General features: G+C 74.4%; 14 protein-coding genes. 7 read left to right on the plus strand and 7 right to left on the minus strand.

Translation table 11 applies throughout. The features are described 5' to 3' along the window. Positions 1–111: 111 nt before the first annotated feature. Positions 112–888 carry a MerR family transcriptional regulator gene (locus ACIRVF_RS07670; protein ID WP_402815174.1) on the plus strand — a complete coding sequence of 259 codons (777 nt, stop codon included), beginning with the start codon at positions 112–114 and terminating at the stop codon, positions 886–888. A gap of 163 nt (positions 889–1051) precedes the next feature. Beyond that, positions 1052–2017, plus strand: coding sequence for an ABC transporter substrate-binding protein (locus ACIRVF_RS07675; RefSeq protein WP_402815176.1), 966 nt, complete (start codon positions 1052–1054; stop codon positions 2015–2017). Between the two features lie 39 nt (positions 2018–2056). Here ACIRVF_RS07675 and ACIRVF_RS07680 read toward each other — a convergent pair whose 3' ends face one another. Continuing rightward, positions 2057–2722 carry an NADPH-dependent F420 reductase gene (locus tag ACIRVF_RS07680; RefSeq protein WP_402815178.1) on the minus strand — a complete coding sequence of 222 codons (666 nt, stop codon included), beginning with the start codon at positions 2720–2722 and terminating at the stop codon, positions 2057–2059. Between the two features lie 98 nt (positions 2723–2820). On the opposite strand from ACIRVF_RS07680, the gene ACIRVF_RS07685 reads away from it, so the two are divergent. Beyond that, the gene (locus tag ACIRVF_RS07685; protein ID WP_402815180.1) at positions 2821–3249 is read left to right on the plus strand and encodes a winged helix-turn-helix transcriptional regulator; all 429 of its coding nucleotides are present in this window, start codon (positions 2821–2823) and stop codon (positions 3247–3249) included. 373 nt (positions 3250–3622) lie between these two features. Here the strand turns inward: ACIRVF_RS07685 and ACIRVF_RS07690 are convergent, their stop codons facing one another. The 5 genes from ACIRVF_RS07690 to ACIRVF_RS07710 form a co-directional block, all read right to left on the minus strand. Further along, positions 3623–5263: a M4 family metallopeptidase gene (locus ACIRVF_RS07690; protein ID WP_402815183.1), complete on the minus strand. Its 1641-nt coding sequence runs from the start codon at positions 5261–5263 to the stop codon at positions 3623–3625. Between the two features lie 507 nt (positions 5264–5770). Further along, entirely contained in the window at positions 5771–6037 is a 267-nt protein-coding gene (locus ACIRVF_RS07695; RefSeq protein ID WP_402815185.1) for a glutaredoxin domain-containing protein, read from the minus strand. After that, on the minus strand, positions 6034–8007 hold the full coding sequence (locus ACIRVF_RS07700) for a protein kinase (protein ID WP_402815187.1): 1974 nt from the start codon (positions 8005–8007) through the stop codon (positions 6034–6036). Before ACIRVF_RS07700 ends, ACIRVF_RS07695 begins: the two co-directional genes overlap by 4 nt. Before the next feature lie 104 nt (positions 8008–8111). Beyond that, a complete protein-coding gene (locus ACIRVF_RS07705; protein ID WP_402815189.1) occupies positions 8112–9035 on the minus strand; it encodes an alpha/beta fold hydrolase in 924 nt (307 codons plus the stop codon). 265 nt (positions 9036–9300) lie between these two features. Next, positions 9301–10062 carry a dienelactone hydrolase family protein gene (locus ACIRVF_RS07710; RefSeq protein WP_402815191.1) on the minus strand — a complete coding sequence of 254 codons (762 nt, stop codon included), beginning with the start codon at positions 10060–10062 and terminating at the stop codon, positions 9301–9303. Between the two features lie 92 nt (positions 10063–10154). On the opposite strand from ACIRVF_RS07710, the gene ACIRVF_RS07715 reads away from it, so the two are divergent. Continuing rightward, the gene (locus ACIRVF_RS07715; RefSeq protein WP_402815193.1) at positions 10155–10520 is read left to right on the plus strand and encodes a DUF6191 domain-containing protein; all 366 of its coding nucleotides are present in this window, start codon (positions 10155–10157) and stop codon (positions 10518–10520) included. A 32-nt stretch (positions 10521–10552) separates the two neighbouring features. On the opposite strand, the gene ACIRVF_RS07720 is transcribed toward ACIRVF_RS07715, so the two are convergent. Continuing rightward, complete coding sequence (locus ACIRVF_RS07720) at positions 10553–11461, minus strand: iron-sulfur protein (RefSeq protein ID WP_402815195.1); 909 nt, start codon at positions 11459–11461, stop codon at positions 10553–10555. Between the two features lie 232 nt (positions 11462–11693). Between ACIRVF_RS07720 and ACIRVF_RS07725 the strand changes: the two genes are divergently transcribed. From ACIRVF_RS07725 to ACIRVF_RS07735, 3 genes are all read left to right on the plus strand, one after another. Beyond that, positions 11694–12659: a FecCD family ABC transporter permease gene (locus tag ACIRVF_RS07725; RefSeq protein WP_402815753.1), complete on the plus strand. Its 966-nt coding sequence runs from the start codon at positions 11694–11696 to the stop codon at positions 12657–12659. Positions 12660–12739: 80 nt separating this feature from the next. After that, positions 12740–13753, plus strand: a complete 1014-nt coding sequence (locus ACIRVF_RS07730) for a FecCD family ABC transporter permease (protein WP_402815754.1) — start codon at positions 12740–12742, stop codon at positions 13751–13753. Continuing rightward, complete coding sequence (locus ACIRVF_RS07735; protein ID WP_402815197.1) at positions 13753–14595, plus strand: ABC transporter ATP-binding protein; 843 nt, start codon at positions 13753–13755, stop codon at positions 14593–14595. The genes ACIRVF_RS07730 and ACIRVF_RS07735 overlap by 1 nt, the downstream gene beginning before the upstream one ends. The last annotated feature ends 27 nt before the right edge of the window (positions 14596–14622 follow it).

The raw sequence follows: 14622 nt of genomic DNA on the forward strand, positions 1-14622 counted from the left end.
GGTAGCCCTTGCTGACACCGGATGGAAGAAGCGCGACGGCCCGGATTCACCGGAAGTCGCCCGAGCTACCGCAGGCTCCTCCGTCGGGGTGACGGACCTATGCTGATCGCCGTGGACAAGGTCAGAGCTGCTGCGGGCGACAGAAAACGCGAGTACCGGGTGGAGGAACTGGCCGAAGCGGCCGGGATCACCACCCGCACCCTGCGCTTCTACCGCGAGCGCAAACTGCTCCAGCCGCCCCGCAAGGAGGGCCGGATCGCCTGGTACGGCGAGGAGCACCTGGCCCGGCTGCGGATGATCGGCGAGCTGCTCGAACGCGGCCACACCCTCGGCGGGATCGCCGAACTGATCGGCGCCGGCGAGAGCGGCCGGGATGTCGCCGGGCTGATCGGACTGGAGGCCGCGATCGTCGCCCCGTGGTCGGACGAGACCCCGGTGCGGCTGGACTGGGAGGAGCTGAGGTCCGCGTTCGGGGACCAGCTCACCGAGGAGAACACCGCCGAGGCGATCGCCCAGGGCTACATCTCGATCGAGGACGACGGCATCACCCACGTCAGCCGGCGGCTGATGGACGCCACCACCGAGCTGGTCGCCGAGGGCGTACCGCTCGCGGCCGTACTGGACGCCAGCCGGCGAACCGGGGAGTACGTCGACGCCATCGCCGAGATCTTCATCGAGGTGGTCAGCGAGCACCTGCTCAGCGCGTTGTCCGGCGACGCCCCGCTGCCGCCCGGCGAGGCGGCCCGGCTCACCGAGCGCATCCTGCGGGTCCGGCCGCTCGCCCGTACGGTCGCCGACGCCCAGTTCACCCTGGCGATGGACCGCCGGGTGCGGGCCGAGTACGCCGAACTGCTGCGCCAGCGACGGGAGCACGGCTCCGAGGCGTAGCCGGGCTGCCGGGCGGGCAGGGTTCCGGCGCCCCCTTTCGGCGGTCGGCGGGCCACGCCCCACTCGTGGCGGGCGACCGCCCGCGGTGGTGTCCGTCCGCCGGGGTGACCGTCCGCCGGGGTGACCGTCCGCTGGAGGTGTCCGTCCGTTGGAGGAGGCGCCGGTGCCCCGAACACTCAGCCGCCGTGCCGCGCTCGGCCTCGCCGCCGGGCTCGCCCCGGGCCTCACCCTCGCCGGCTGCGGGTCCGGCTCCCCCGCGCCGGACGGCACTCCGTCCGGCGCGGGGGGCACCCGGACGGTCCGGCACGCGCGCGGGGAGAGCGCCGTACCGGCCCGGGCGAGCCGGGTGGTGGTGCTGGACACCGACGCCCTGGACTCGGCGGTCACCCTCGGGCTGAGCCCGGTCGGCGCCACCACGGTCAGCGAGGGCGCTCCGTTCCCCGGGTACCTGCCCACCGAGCGGCTGGCCGGGACGAAGGCGGTCGGCGCGATCGGCCGGCCCAGCCTGGAGGCGATCGCGGCGCTGCGGCCGGACCTCATCCTGAGCAACCAGGTCCGCGACGACAAGCGGTACGACCAGCTGTCCGAGATCGCGCCGACGGTGCTGTCCACGACCACCGGGCCGGCCTGGAAGGAGAACGTCCGGCTGCACGCGGAGGCGATGGGCCGCCAGGACGAGGCCGCGGCGGCGGACGCGGCGTACCGCTCGAAGCTCCGGGACGTGGTCACCGCGCTGGGCGGACCGGCCAGGGCGGCGGCCACCCGGGTCGAGATGGCCCGCTTCCTGGCCGGCGCGCCCACCCGGCTCTACCTCGACGACACCTTCGTCGGCTCGCTCTTCAAGGACCTCGGGCTCGGCCGCCCGGCCAACCAGGACAGGTCCGGGTTCTCGCTGGAGATCAGCCCGGAACAGGTGGACCAGGCGGCGGCGGACGTCATCTTCTACTCGGTGTACGGGGACGAGGCGAAGTCCGACCGCGGCAGGATCACCGGCGGCGCGCTGTGGAGGAACCTGGACGCCGTCCGCAACGGCCGGGTCTTCCGGGTGGACGACAACCTGTGGATGCTCGGCATCGGCTACACGGGGGCCGGGCTGATCCTGGACCGGATCCGGACGGACCTGGCGTGACGGCGGGCGTCATCCGCCACCCGGCCCTCCTGTGCCCCCCTATTTCACGTCGTCCACCGCCCCCGGCGCCAGCGCCGGCGAGGGAAAGAGGTGCCGGGCCTCACCGCCCGACCACCACACCCCGATCGCGAACACCGCCGTCGCCTCCAGCAGCCCGGCCCGGTCGAGGCCGCCGCAGTGCACCGGAACGCAGCCCATCGAGCCCACCAGCTCGGCGGTCAGGTCGGCGGCGACCCGGTCGTCCGCGCAGTACGGCACCCCGAGCGGCGCGCCCTCGAAGCCCGGCCGCGGCAGCGACCAGATGCTCTCGTGGCAGAGACCGAACACCTTCACCACCCGCGCCGCCGGAGCCGCCGAGGCGAGCTGCCGGGCGACGGAGTCCGTCGGCCCCGCCGTGGTCAGGGCCGGCCCGTCCGCGCCCGGAGCCATCGGTACGGTGCAGTCCAGCACCACCCGTCCGGCCAGTTCACCGGCCAGTGACCCGACCACCGGCACCGCCGCCCCGGCCGGCAGCGCGACCAGCACCGCCTCCCCGAAGCGCGCGGCCTCCGCCGCCTCGCCGCCGCCGAGCGCGCCGATCTCCGCGGCGCGCTTCCGGGCCGCCGCCGCGTCACGGCCGCCCACCCGCACCTCGTGCCCGGCCCGCACCCACGCCCCGCCGAGTGCGGCCGCCATGGAACCCGTACCGAGAATGCCGATCCGCATGGTCCATCCACTCCTCATCACGTCCGATGTCGTGCTCCGGACGCTAGACGGGCCGATGCACACCGCCCGGTAGGCAACGGATCGGGCAGGATGGACGCATGCGGACCGAGGACGTCATCGAGGACCGGACGGACGGCGACCCGGGCGGCGACACCGGCGGCGACCCGGGCGGCGGGCTGTTCGCCGCGGACTGCCGTGCCCGGCTGGCCTTCGAGGTGATCGCCAACCGCTGGGACAGCGTGGTGGTGTACGTCCTCGGCGAAGGCGGGCCGATGCGCCCCCGGGCGCTGCTCGACCGGATCGGCGGGCTCAGCCCGAAGGTGCTCAACGAGACGCTGCGCCGGCTGGAGTACAACGGCCTGGTGGAGCGCCGCCGTTACGCCGAGGCCCCGCCGCGCGTCGACTACACCCTGACCGGGGCGGGCACCGCCCTGCTCGGTCCGATCCGCGCCCTCGGCGCCTGGGCGGCCGTGCACGGCGACGCGGTCCTGGCCGCCCAGGACCGCCATGGCGACAGCGCGGGTTGATCCGCCCCGTACCGATCCGGGATGTCCTGATGTCCTGATGTCCTGACCGGTCCTGGACGAAGGGCGGCGGGGGGGGGGGGGGGGGGGCCCCCCCCGCCCCCCCCCCCCGGCCCCGCCCGGGGGGCCCCCCCCCCCCCGGCCCCCCCCCGGCGGCGGGCCGGGTGTTGCCCCCCCCGGCCCCGCGCGGGTTGGTCGGGCTGCCGGTGGGCCCTCCCGGGGCGCGCCGGTGGGGGGGGGGGGGCGCGGGGGCCCCCCACCCGCCCCCCCCCGCCGTCAGGTCCGGCCGTTCGGCACCCACAGTCCGGCCGGGCCCCGCTCGGGCGCGTTCCGGGCGGGCCCGCCCAACTCGGGCCCGGCCCGGTTCGGGCCCGAGTCAGTTGACGTTGACCGCGGTCCAGGTGGCCGCGACCGCGTTGTACTCGGCACTGTTCGCGCCGTACAGGTCCGACGCCGCGCTGAGGGTGGCCGCCCGGGCGCCCGCGTAGTCGGTCGTCGAGGTGAAGTACACGGTCAGCGCGCGGTACCAGATCTGCGCGGCCTTGTCCCGGCCGATGCCGGCGAGCGAGGAGCCGTCGGCCGTCGGGCTGTTGTAGTCGAACCCGTTGATCGACTTCGCGCCGCTGCCCTCGGACAGCAGGTAGAAGAAGTGGTTCGCCACGCCGGACGAGTAGTGCACGTCCAGGTTGCCGACGTTCGCGTCCCAGTAGTCCGCCGAGGATCCGTCCTTGCTCGGCTGGTCCATGTAGCGCAGCGGGCTGCCGTCGCCGCGCAGGTTGATCAGCTCGCCGATCCAGTAGTTCGGCGGGTTGGAGGGCAGGTTGGCGTACCACTCGACCATCGTGCCCATGATGTCCGAGGTGGCCTCGTTGAGGCCGCCGGACTCGCCCGAGTAGTTCAGGTTGGCGGTGGCCGCGGTGACGCCGTGGCTCATCTCGTGGCCGGCCACGTCGATCTCGGTGAGCGGCGCGCTGTTGTTGTTGCCGTCGCCGTACGACATGCAGAAGCAGTCGTCGCTCCAGAACGCGTTCACGTAGTTCGAGCCGTAGTGCACCCGGCTGAGGGCGCCGACGCCGTCGTTGCGGATGCCGTTGCGGCCGAAGGTGTTCTTGTAGAAGTCCCAGGTGGTGGCGGCGCCGAACTGGGCGTCCACGGCGGCGGATTCGCGGTTGTTGTTGGTGCCGTCACCGAAGCTGTTGTTCGGGTTGGCGAACAGCGACCCGCTGCCCGACTCGCCGTTGCTCATGTCCGTGGTGGACTGGCCGCCGCGGCTGGTGTCCTTGAGCTCGAACTGCCCGCCGTTCTCGTTGGTGTTGAGCGGGACCTGGCCGACGAAGATGCCCTTGCCGGTGCCGGCGGCGGTCTCGATCTTCTCGTGGGTGGAGAGCACCTGGCCGTTGGCCGCGTCGGTGACGAGGATCTGCGCGCTCGGGGTGCCGTCGGCGCGGGTGCCCTCGACCGTGGTCCGGTAGGCCAGTCGCGGGTTGCCGTCGGTGGCCCAGACGACCAGCTGGGCCTGGCCGGTCTGGTGGACGTTCACCAGCGGGGACTCGTCCGAGTCGATGGTCTGGCCGACGGTGGCCTTGACCGCGCCGGAGGCCTGGTCGGCGGCCTTGTCCGCCGGGATCTTCGGGGTCAGGCTCGGCAGCGCGAGCCGGGCGGAGACCGCCTTGTCGACCGACTTGACCGCGCCGTCGGCCTTCTGGTGCACGACCAGGTCGCCGCCGATGACCGGCAGGCCGCCGTAGGTGCGCTCGAAACGCAGGTGCCGGGTGCCGTCCTTGTCGACGACGGCGTCCTTGGCCACCAGCTTCTCCTGGCCGCCGAGGCCGAGCGCCTGGGCCAGCGGGGCGGACTGGCCGTTGGCCACCGCGAGCACGGCCTCGTGCTGCTGGGCGGCCTGCGCCTGCAGCGAGGGGGCCGCGGGGGCCGCCTGGGCGGTGGTGGCGACCTGGATCACACCGGTCAGCATGGCCGTGGCCGAGAGCACGGCGACAGCAGCGAGCTTTCGCTTCACGTACGAGTCCTTCCGGGAAACCGCGTGTGGGCGCGGTCGCACCGCGTCCCGGGGGCCGGGGTCGGCACCTGTGGGGCGGAACGGGCGCTGACGTGCTGGAACCCCGCGCGGTCGAGCGGCTCGCCACCGAGGGGTGGGGGTGGGGGGCTACCGCTGGGGGGTGATCAGAAGCATGACAATCCAGCAGGTGAATTGACAGGTCTGCCTCAGTTATTGGCCAGGTCCCGCCAGAAGGTAAAGGGATTCAAATGGCGGTCAAATCGGGGCAATCCAACCGGCCTTGCACTGGATTTCCGGTCGAACCAGGGCCGACCGCCTGCGCTGACGGCCGATCGACCGACAGGCATCGCCCCGCCGATCGGAATCGATCACCGGCCGATCGGCTTTTACATCTCTGTAGAAGTTTCCATACACACCCTTGACGCCCGGTTGGCGAGGTCCCGCCACCGACCCCCCTTGCCCGGCGGGCGGCGGTCTGCTAGCGCCGCCCGCCCGGTGAACGGCTGCTTACGCGCCGTATTCCCTTGCGGCGTCCAGCAGTTGGCGGAGCGAGGGGTTCACCATCGGACGGCCGGCCACGGTCACCGTCGGGACGGTCTCGTTGCCGTCGGCGACCGAGCGGACGAAGGCGGCGGCGTCCGGGTCCTTCCAGATGTTCACCCGGGTGAAGCGCCGGCTGTAGCGGAGCCGGGTGAAGAGCAGGCCGAAGCGCAGCTTCATGCAGTAGGAGCACAGGGGGCGCCAGTAGAGCACCACGCCCTCGTTCCGGGTCATTGCTGGAACCGCCATTCCTGGGCAGCGTTTCCGGGCGTGCACGTGACCATGGTGATCTCGTTGCCGGGCCCGTTGTCGGTCATGCAGGACTGGTTCTGGTAGTCGGCCAGCGTGTACGAGCCCGCGGTGCTGCCGTTGCGGACCGTCCACCTGGTGAGAAAGCTGAAGCCGTTGCTCAGCACGACCTTGCCGTCCATGGTCTGCACGAGCTGCGGGCCACCGTTGTTGCAGGCATTGAAGAGGATCCAGCTGCCGGGATCGGTCGAGCGCACCCAGCCGTACTGGTCGACACCGCCGAGGACGATCGGGTTGTCGCCGTTCAGGTTGTCGTTGCGCATCCCGATCGGACGGCCGTCCTTGACGCTGACGATGCGGGCCCAGCTGTTGCCACCGCAGGAGCCCGGCCGGGCCGGGGTCTGCGGGGCGGGCGGGTTGCCGCCGGAGGACGACCCGGCGGAAGTGCCGCCCGTAGAGCTGGAGTTGCCGGGCTTGGGCGGCGACTGGTCGGCCCCACCGCCGCCGCCACCCCCGGACTGGTTGGCCTGCCCACCCGCGGAGCTCCCCGAGGACCCGCCCGACGAGCCACCGTTCGAGCCGCCCGAGGAACCGCCGTTCGAACCCCCGCCGCCGTGGCCCTGGGCCGCGCCGTTCCCGCCGTTCCCGCCGTTCCCGCCCTGGGCCGGCACCACCGGTACGGGCGGCTGACCGCCCGACGGCAGGTCGGCGGCCGGGGTGCCCGACGGGGTGTCCGTCGGCTGCGCCGAGGCGGGCGTGGTGGCGGCCGGGCTGGTGGTGCCCGGGGTCGCCGGGACGGTCACCACCACGGTCGGCTGGGCGGCGGGCGGCGCCGCCGCGCCGGAGTCGCCGGGGCTGCGGTCGATCAGCAGCGCGGTCGCCGTACCCAGGGAGATGACGACCGGGACGACGATCGGCAGCAGCAGGGTGCGGCGCGAGCGGCGTCCACCCGGCTCGGTGGCCGCCTGCGGGTCCACCTTCACCAGCTGTTCGGGCGTGCCCGGAGCCCCCGCGGCCACGGCCGCCGCGCCCGCCCCCGGCCGCAGGTCGATCGTCCCGCTGTCCGCCGCCCGCCGCGGCGCCCCCGGCAGGCCGATCGCCACGCGGGCCGCCGCCGCCATCCCGGCGGCGCTCTCGAAGCGGTCCTCGGGCCGCTTGGCCAGGGCGGTGGCCACCAGCGCCCGCACCGCCGCCGGGAAGGTCTCCGGCAGTTCCGGCACCGGCTGGTTGACGTGCTTGAGCGCGACCTGCAGCGGTCCCTCCCCCAGGTACGGGACCTGGCCGGCCAGCAGCTCGTAGCAGACCACCCCGATCGAGTAGAGGTCGGAGGCCGGGCCGGTGGTCTCCCCCGAAGCCTGCTCGGGGGACATGTAGGCCGCGGTGCCGATGATCGCGTACGGCGCGGTGAGTTTGGTGCTGGCGACGGCCCGGGCGATGCCGAAATCGGTGATGACCACCCCGCCGTCCTCGCGCACCATCAGGTTGGAGGGCTTGATGTCGCGGTGCACGATCCCGCGCCGGTGGGCGGCGTGCAGGGCGTCCAGGGCGTCGGCGAGCAGGCCGAGGGCACGCTCGGCACTCATCGGGCCGTCCTCCTTGAGCACCCGGTCCAGCGGACGGCCCTCGATCAGGTCCATCACGATGTACGCGCAGCGCTCGTCACCGTCCGCGCCGTCCGCGCCGGCGTCATCGCCGCTTCCGCTCCCGCCGCCGCTCTCGCCGTAGTCGTGGACGTCCACGATGCCCGGGTGGTCGATCGCCGCGACCAGCTGGGCCTCGCGACGGAAGCGCTGGACGGAGGTGTCGTCCTCGAACAGGTCCGCACGCAGGATCTTGACGGCGACCGGTCGCGCCAGCACCTCGTCGTCGGCCCGCCAGACCGCGCCCATCCCCCCGCCGCCGATCTTCTCGACCAGCGTGTACCGTCCGCCGAGCACAGTGCCCGCGCTGCTCATCCGCCCGCCCCCAGGTGTCATGACCCTCCCCGCCGGGTCGTCGGCACACAGTGTGCCAGAGCGTGCCGCGGGCCCAGCAGGTGCTGTACGGCAGGGGGTTGGGCTCAATGTCCGGCGTTCCGGGCGATTCGGGCGGGGTCGGACACCTCCCGGACGGCTGCGGCGACCACGTCCGGCCGGTCGGCGTGGATGTAGTGGCCGGCGCCGGGCACCACGGTGTGGACGGCCCCGGCAGCACCGGCCGCGATCCCCGCCTGCGCGGCGGTGAACCGGGCGCGCAGCGCGCGGGGCAGGCCCTCGGTCGCACTCAGCACGGTGACCGGCACCCCGGGCAGCGGGGCGGCGGCGCGCCGACGGCGCAGCGCCGGGGCCGCGAGAGCGGTCAGCCGGTGCTCGGCGAGCACGGCCCGCCGCTGGTGGGGACGGGCGACGGCGGCCGCCCCGGCACGGCCGAGGGCGTCGCCCGGGGCGGGTGCGGCGGGTGCCAGTGCCGTCCGGAGCAGCGAGAGCCGGAGCAGCGCGGCCTCGGCGAGGGCGATGGCGCGTGGGCGGAACTCCTCGTGCGCCGGATCGACCAGGACCAGTCCGGCCACCAGTTCCGGCCGCTGCCGGGCGAGGAGTTGGACCAGCTGACCGCCCCAGCTGTGCCCCACCAGTACGGCCGGTCCGGCGTCCAGGTGCCGGATCAGGGCGGCCAGGTCCTCGACCTGCGCATCCAGCGTCGGGCGAGGGGCGCGGTCTGGTGCGCTGGCGCCGAGCCCGGCCCGGTCGTACGCCACGGCCCGGCCGAGCTCGGCGAGTTCGGGCAGCAGCGGGGCCCAGGTGAGCGAGCACTCGCCGCAGCCCGCGACCAGGACGATCGGCAGCCCCTCGGCCGGGCCCGTCTCCACCCAGCGCAACGCCCTTACGCCGCGGTGGAGTTCACCCGGCCGCACCCCGCCGGGAGTGCGCTCGGCCAGCGCCTCGGTGATGAGCGCCCGTACGCCGCCGGGCGCGCGGCCCGTCCGGCTGTTCCCCTTGTTCGGCATGTCCTGCTTCCCCCCGTGGCCTCGTCGACGGGCCCGTCGCTCCGGTGCGACCGGACACCCGGTCGCACCGGAGCCCGGTCGTTCGGCGCCCGGTCGTTCGGCGCTCCGCCGTTCGGCGCCCTGGCATCCCGACGCGCCGTCGTTCCCGCGCCCGGTCGACCGGGCGAGCGCGTCGCCCCTCCCGGCACCCCGGACGGCACCCGCGGGCCCGGCCCCACTCTACGGCCGGTGGATCGGGGACCAACAGCCCGTGTTCCGGCCGGGGTTACGCGGAGAGGGTGCGCTTCAGCAGGTCGAACAGGGCCGCCCAGTGCCGGGCGTCGCCGATCGCGTCGTAGCGGGTGGTGTCGGCCTGGGTGAAGCCGTGCCCGGCGCCCTCGTACACCTCGGCCTTGTGGCGGACGCCGGCCGCGGTCAGGGCCTCGTTCAGCCGGGCGACCTGCTCGGGCGGCATCGCGTCGTCCTGGTCGGCGTGGCCGAAGTACACCTCGGCGCTGATCCGTCGGGCGCCCAGGTGCGGGCTGTCCGGACGGTCCGTGGCGAGGTGGCCGCCGTGGAAGCAGGCCACGGCGGCGACCCGGTCCGGGTGGCTGGTGGCGGTGCGCAGGCCGAGGAAGGCACCGAGGCAGTAGCCGGTGACGCCGATCGGCCCGTCCTGGACCAGCGGGGAGCCGTCGAACCAGGCCAGGTAGGCGTTCGCGTCGCGGGCGGCCACGTCCGGCGCGGTGGCGGTGACGAGCAGCGGGCCGAGCTGGGCGTAGATGTCGGCGCACTGCTCGACGTCGATCAGCTCGGGCAGTTCGACCAGTGGCGCGCGGCCCTTGCGGTAGTAGACGTTGGGGACGAGGACGGTGTAGCCGGCCTCGGCGATCCGGTCGGCCATGGCCTCCAGGTGGGGCCGGAGGCCGAAGGCGTCCTGGTACAGCAGCACGCCGGGGTGGGGGCGGCCGTCGTCGGGGTGGGCGAGGTAGGCGTCGGCGGTGCCGTCCGGTGTCGGGATGTCCACGAGGGTTCCGCGCACGGTCATGGGTGAGAGCTCTCCTTAGGGTCCGTGGGCAGCCTAGCCGGTGGCCCGGAGATCGGGGAACGCCCGTGCGGCCGTGCCGCGTTGGGCTGGACATGGGGTTCATCGTGGGTGTCGGGTGCGTGGTCGCGGCGGTGATCGGGCTGGTGGTGCTGGCGAGTTGGCAGGTCCGGTCGGAGTCCTCGCCGCGCCGTCGGGAACGCGCGCCCGGGGTCGGAGTGGGCGGCGGCGGCGGACTGGACGAGCTGCACGCGCTGTTCAGCCCGTGCAAGCGGATCCAGGTGGAGCAGCGTCGGGAACAGGCGACGCGCCGGGACGACACCCAGGCCGGGGCGCCGCCGCACTTCGGGGTGGACCTTGAGCGGGGCGTGGCGGTGCTGCGGCGCGACGGGGGCAGCGGGGACGGCGGGGGCGCCGGGAGCAGCGGCGACGACGGGAGCAGCGGGGACGCGCGGACCTAGGAAGGGGCCGCTCGTCGGAAAGGGACCGCTCGTCAGAGCCGCCGCAGCCGCCGCAGCCGCTCCTCGTCGCCGGTGCGCGGGCAGGTCAGGCAGGCGAGGGCCTCGGGCTTGACGGCGTAGTAGAGGCAGCAGCCGAGCCGGGTGCGGGTGTGGTGGTCGCGGCCGTCCGGGGTGCGCAGCCGGCGGAAGTCGGCGGCGCCGGGCAGCGGCTGGGTGCCACCGGGCAGCAGGGCCCCGGCGGCGCTGACGGCGGCGTCCTCCTCGACAGCCCGCCCCTCAACGGCCCGCCCCTCAACGGGCCGCCCCTCGGCGACCGTGCCGTCCCCCGCCTCGACGGACGCGCCGGCCCGGGCGTCGAGCATCCGGCCGAGGTACCAGACGGCGGAGGCGAGGTCGTCGGTCACCATGCCCCAGAGCGCGCGATCGCGGCGCCGGGTCGGCCCCGCGAAGGCGGCGAGCACCGGTTCGAGGTGGGCGACCAGGGCGGCCCGCAGTTCGGCGCGCAGTTCGTCGTCGCCGGGGCGGGTGACGTGGCCGCGCGGACGCAGCGCCAGTTCGCCGGTGGGGGCGTGCAGCCAGAGGTCGCCGGAACCCAGGGCGGGGACCCGCCGGTTGAGGTGCCAGGGCCCGGCGATGAGCAGGCAGACGGACCAGACGTAGTGGTGGAGCAGTCGGGAGGCGGTGACGTGGGGGCGCGGCGCTCGGCCGTGCTCGGCGGCGATCCGGGACTCCTCACCGGCCAGGGCGGCGGCCAGGGCCCGTTCGTCGGTGGCGAGTTGGGCTCCGGACCACCAGTCGTCGGCGTTCGACGGGTCGGGTTCGGCGGAGTCGAGCAGACGCAGTCGGAGCGCCGGGCAGAGCCCGCGCAGCCGCTCGTAGTCGCCGGTCAGGGCGACGGACCGCCTCCGGAAGAGGGCGGGCAGGGGTGTTCCGGGGACCATCGGCGCTCCCGAGATCGACTCCGAGTGATCGATTAAGGTGAGCCTCACCTTACAATGCCTCAAGGGGTACACCAACCACCCTTCCGCGCGAACGGGCCACCCCGCTCACCCGGCGGACCCCGCCTTGACGAACTTAGGTAAACCTAACCTAAGATATCGACTCGTGCTGAGAACCGATCCGCCGACGACCACCGCTCCGGCCACGCCTCGTTCCTCGGCGGTCCAGCGGCCCCTGCTGCTGGTCGCCGGTGCCGGCGTGCTCGTGCTGTGCGCCGCCCTGAGCCTGGCGCTGGGCTCCCGATCCATCCCGCTGTCCACCGTCGTCGACGCCCTCACCGGCACCGCCCACGGTGGTGACGCCGACGTGGTGACGGGCCTTCGGGTCCCGCGTACGCTCATCGGACTGGCCGTCGGGGCCGCGCTCGGCGTCGCCGGGGCGGTCGCCCAGGGCGTCACCCGCAACCCGCTGGCGTCACCGATCACCCTCGGCATCAACTCCGGCGCGAGCCTCGCCGTGGTCGCCGCGATCTACGCGCTGAACCTCTCCCGCCCGTCCCAGTACGTCTGGTTCGCCTTCGCCGGAGCGGCCGTCGCCGCGGTCGCCGCGTATGCGATGTCCCGGCGCGGCGGTGACCTCGACCCGGTCCGGCTCGCGCTCGGCGGCACCGTGCTCACCGTGGTGCTCACCTCCTGGACCTCCGCGCTGATGCTGGCCAGTCACCGCACCCTGGACGAGGCCCGGTTCTGGCTGGCCGGCTCGATCGCGGGGCGGCACCTGGACACCCTCACCCCGGTGCTGCCGTTCCTGGTGCTCGGCCTGGTGGCCGCCTTCACGATCTCCCCCGCGCTCAACGCGCTGGCGCTGGGCGACGAGACCGCCCAGGCCCTGGGCGTGCCGGTGGCCCGGATCCGGGTGGTCGGCGGACTGGCCGTGGTGCTGCTCGCGGGCAGCGCGGTCGCCGTCTCCGGACCGGTGGCGTTCGTCGGACTGGCGGCGCCCCACCTGGTCCGTCCGCTGCTCGGCAACGACCACCGCTGGCTGCTGCCCGGCTGCCTGATCTCCGGGCCGCTGCTGCTGCTCGCCGCCGACGTGCTCGGCCGGCTCGTGGTGCAGCCCTCCGAGATCGAGGTCGGCATCGTGACCGCCTTCCTCGGCGCTCCGCTGCTCGCCGTGCTGGCCCGAAAGGTGGCCAAGTGACCGCGCCCACCACCCCGACCACCCCGACCACCCCGACGACCCCCACCACGCCCACCGCATCGGTCGGCCCGACCGCGCCGATGGGCGCGATCGCCCGCCGCCGGGCCGTGACCGCCACCTGGTCGCTGCTCGCCGTCGCACTGCTGGTGCTGCTGACCGGTGTCGCCCTCGGCACCGGCCAGGTGAGCATCTCCGCCTGGGACGCGCTGCGCGCCCTGTTCGGCCAGGGAGAGCCCGGCAACGTCCTGGTGGTGCAGCAGTTCCGGGCGCCGCGCGTGGTGTCCGCGCTGATCGCGGGTGCCGGACTGGCGATGGCCGGGGCGACGCTGCAGCGGCTCTTCCGCAACCCGCTGGCCGCCCCCGACACCATCGGCATCACCGGCGGCGCCTCCTTCGGCGCGGTGCTGATGCTCGCCACCGGCGCCTCGCAGCAGCTGATCCCGCTGGCCGCGGTCGGCGGCGGGCTGCTCGCCGCGCTGCTGCTCGGCGGCTTCGCCTGGCGCTCGAAGATGGCCGTCACCCGGCTGGTGCTGGTCGGCCTGGCGGTCCAGCAGGGCCTGGCCGCCGCCGTCAACCTGATGATCGTACGGTTCCCCGCCGAGCTGGCTTCCTCCGCGATGCAGTGGACCACCGGCTCGCTGTACGGACGCAACTGGACCGAGGTGTGGATCGGCGGCACCGCCATCGCGCTGACCGCCGGGGCCCTGCTGCTCTGCCAGCGGCGGCTCGCGGTCCTCGACCTCGGCGACGACTCGGCCGGCGGTCTCGGCCTCGACCCCGCCCGGGACCGCCTCCGGCTGCTGCTGCTCACCATCACGCTCGCCTCGCTGGCCGCCGCCCTCAGCGGGCCGGTCGCCTTCGTCGCGCTCGCCGTCCCCCATCTGGTCCGGCTGCTCGCCGGGCCGCCCACCCTCGGCACGCTCGGGCTCACCGCGCTCACCGGCGCCGTGCTGCTGCTCTCGGCCGACCTCCTCGTGCTCCACGTGATCCCCGTCCACGGCCTGCCGGTCGGTGCCGTCACCGCCACCCTCGGCGCGCCCTGGCTCCTGGTGCTGATGATCCGCCAGGGCCGGCTTCCCCAGAGGAGCAGCTGATGACCAGCGCCACCGACCTCAACCGGCTCGCCGCCCGCGGTCTCGGGCTGCGCTACGGCGACCGCACCATCGTCGAAGGGCTCGACCTCGAACTGCCCGGCGGCGCCGTCACCGCGATCGTCGGACCGAACGCCTGCGGCAAGTCGACCCTGCTGCGCGGCCTCGTCCGGCTGCTCGACCCGGCCGCCGGCACCGTCACCCTGGACGGCGCCGACATCCACCGGATGCCCGCCCGGACGCTCGCCAAGCGGATGGGCCTGCTGCCGCAGCAGCCGGTCACGCCCGAGGCCGTCACCGTCGAAGCTCTGGTGCGGCTCGGACGCTACCCGCACCAGCGGATGCTCAGCCCGTGGTCCAGGGCCGACCAGGCGGCGGTCGAGGAGGCGCTGGCCCGGACCGGCACCGCCGAACTGCGCGACCGGCAGGTCGACCGGCTGTCCGGCGGGCAGCGCCAGCGGGTGTGGATCGCGCTCGCGCTCGCCCAGGAGACCGACCTGCTGCTGCTCGACGAACCGACCACCTTCCTCGACCTGCGGCACCAGCTCGACGTGCTCGACCTGGTCGCCGACCTGCACGCCGAGGCCGGGCGCACCGTCGTCATGGTGCTGCACGACCTCGGGCAGGCCGCCCGGTACGCCGACCACCTGGTCGTGCTCAAGGAGGGGCGGCTCGCCGCGGCCGGTCCGCCCGCCGAGGTGCTGACGGCCGAACTCGTGGAGTCCGTGTTCGGTGTGCCGTGCCGGGTGGTGCCCGACCCGGAGACCGGGACTCCGCTGGTCGTACCGCGGGCGCGCGTCCGGACCGCGGCGGCCCCTGCCTCCTCGACCGCCGTTCCCGCCTGAACTTCCCTCCCCCGTCCCCCCGTTCGA

Source organism: Kitasatospora sp. NPDC101157, from assembly GCF_044768255.1.
Lineage (GTDB): Bacteria > Actinomycetota > Actinomycetes > Streptomycetales > Streptomycetaceae > Kitasatospora.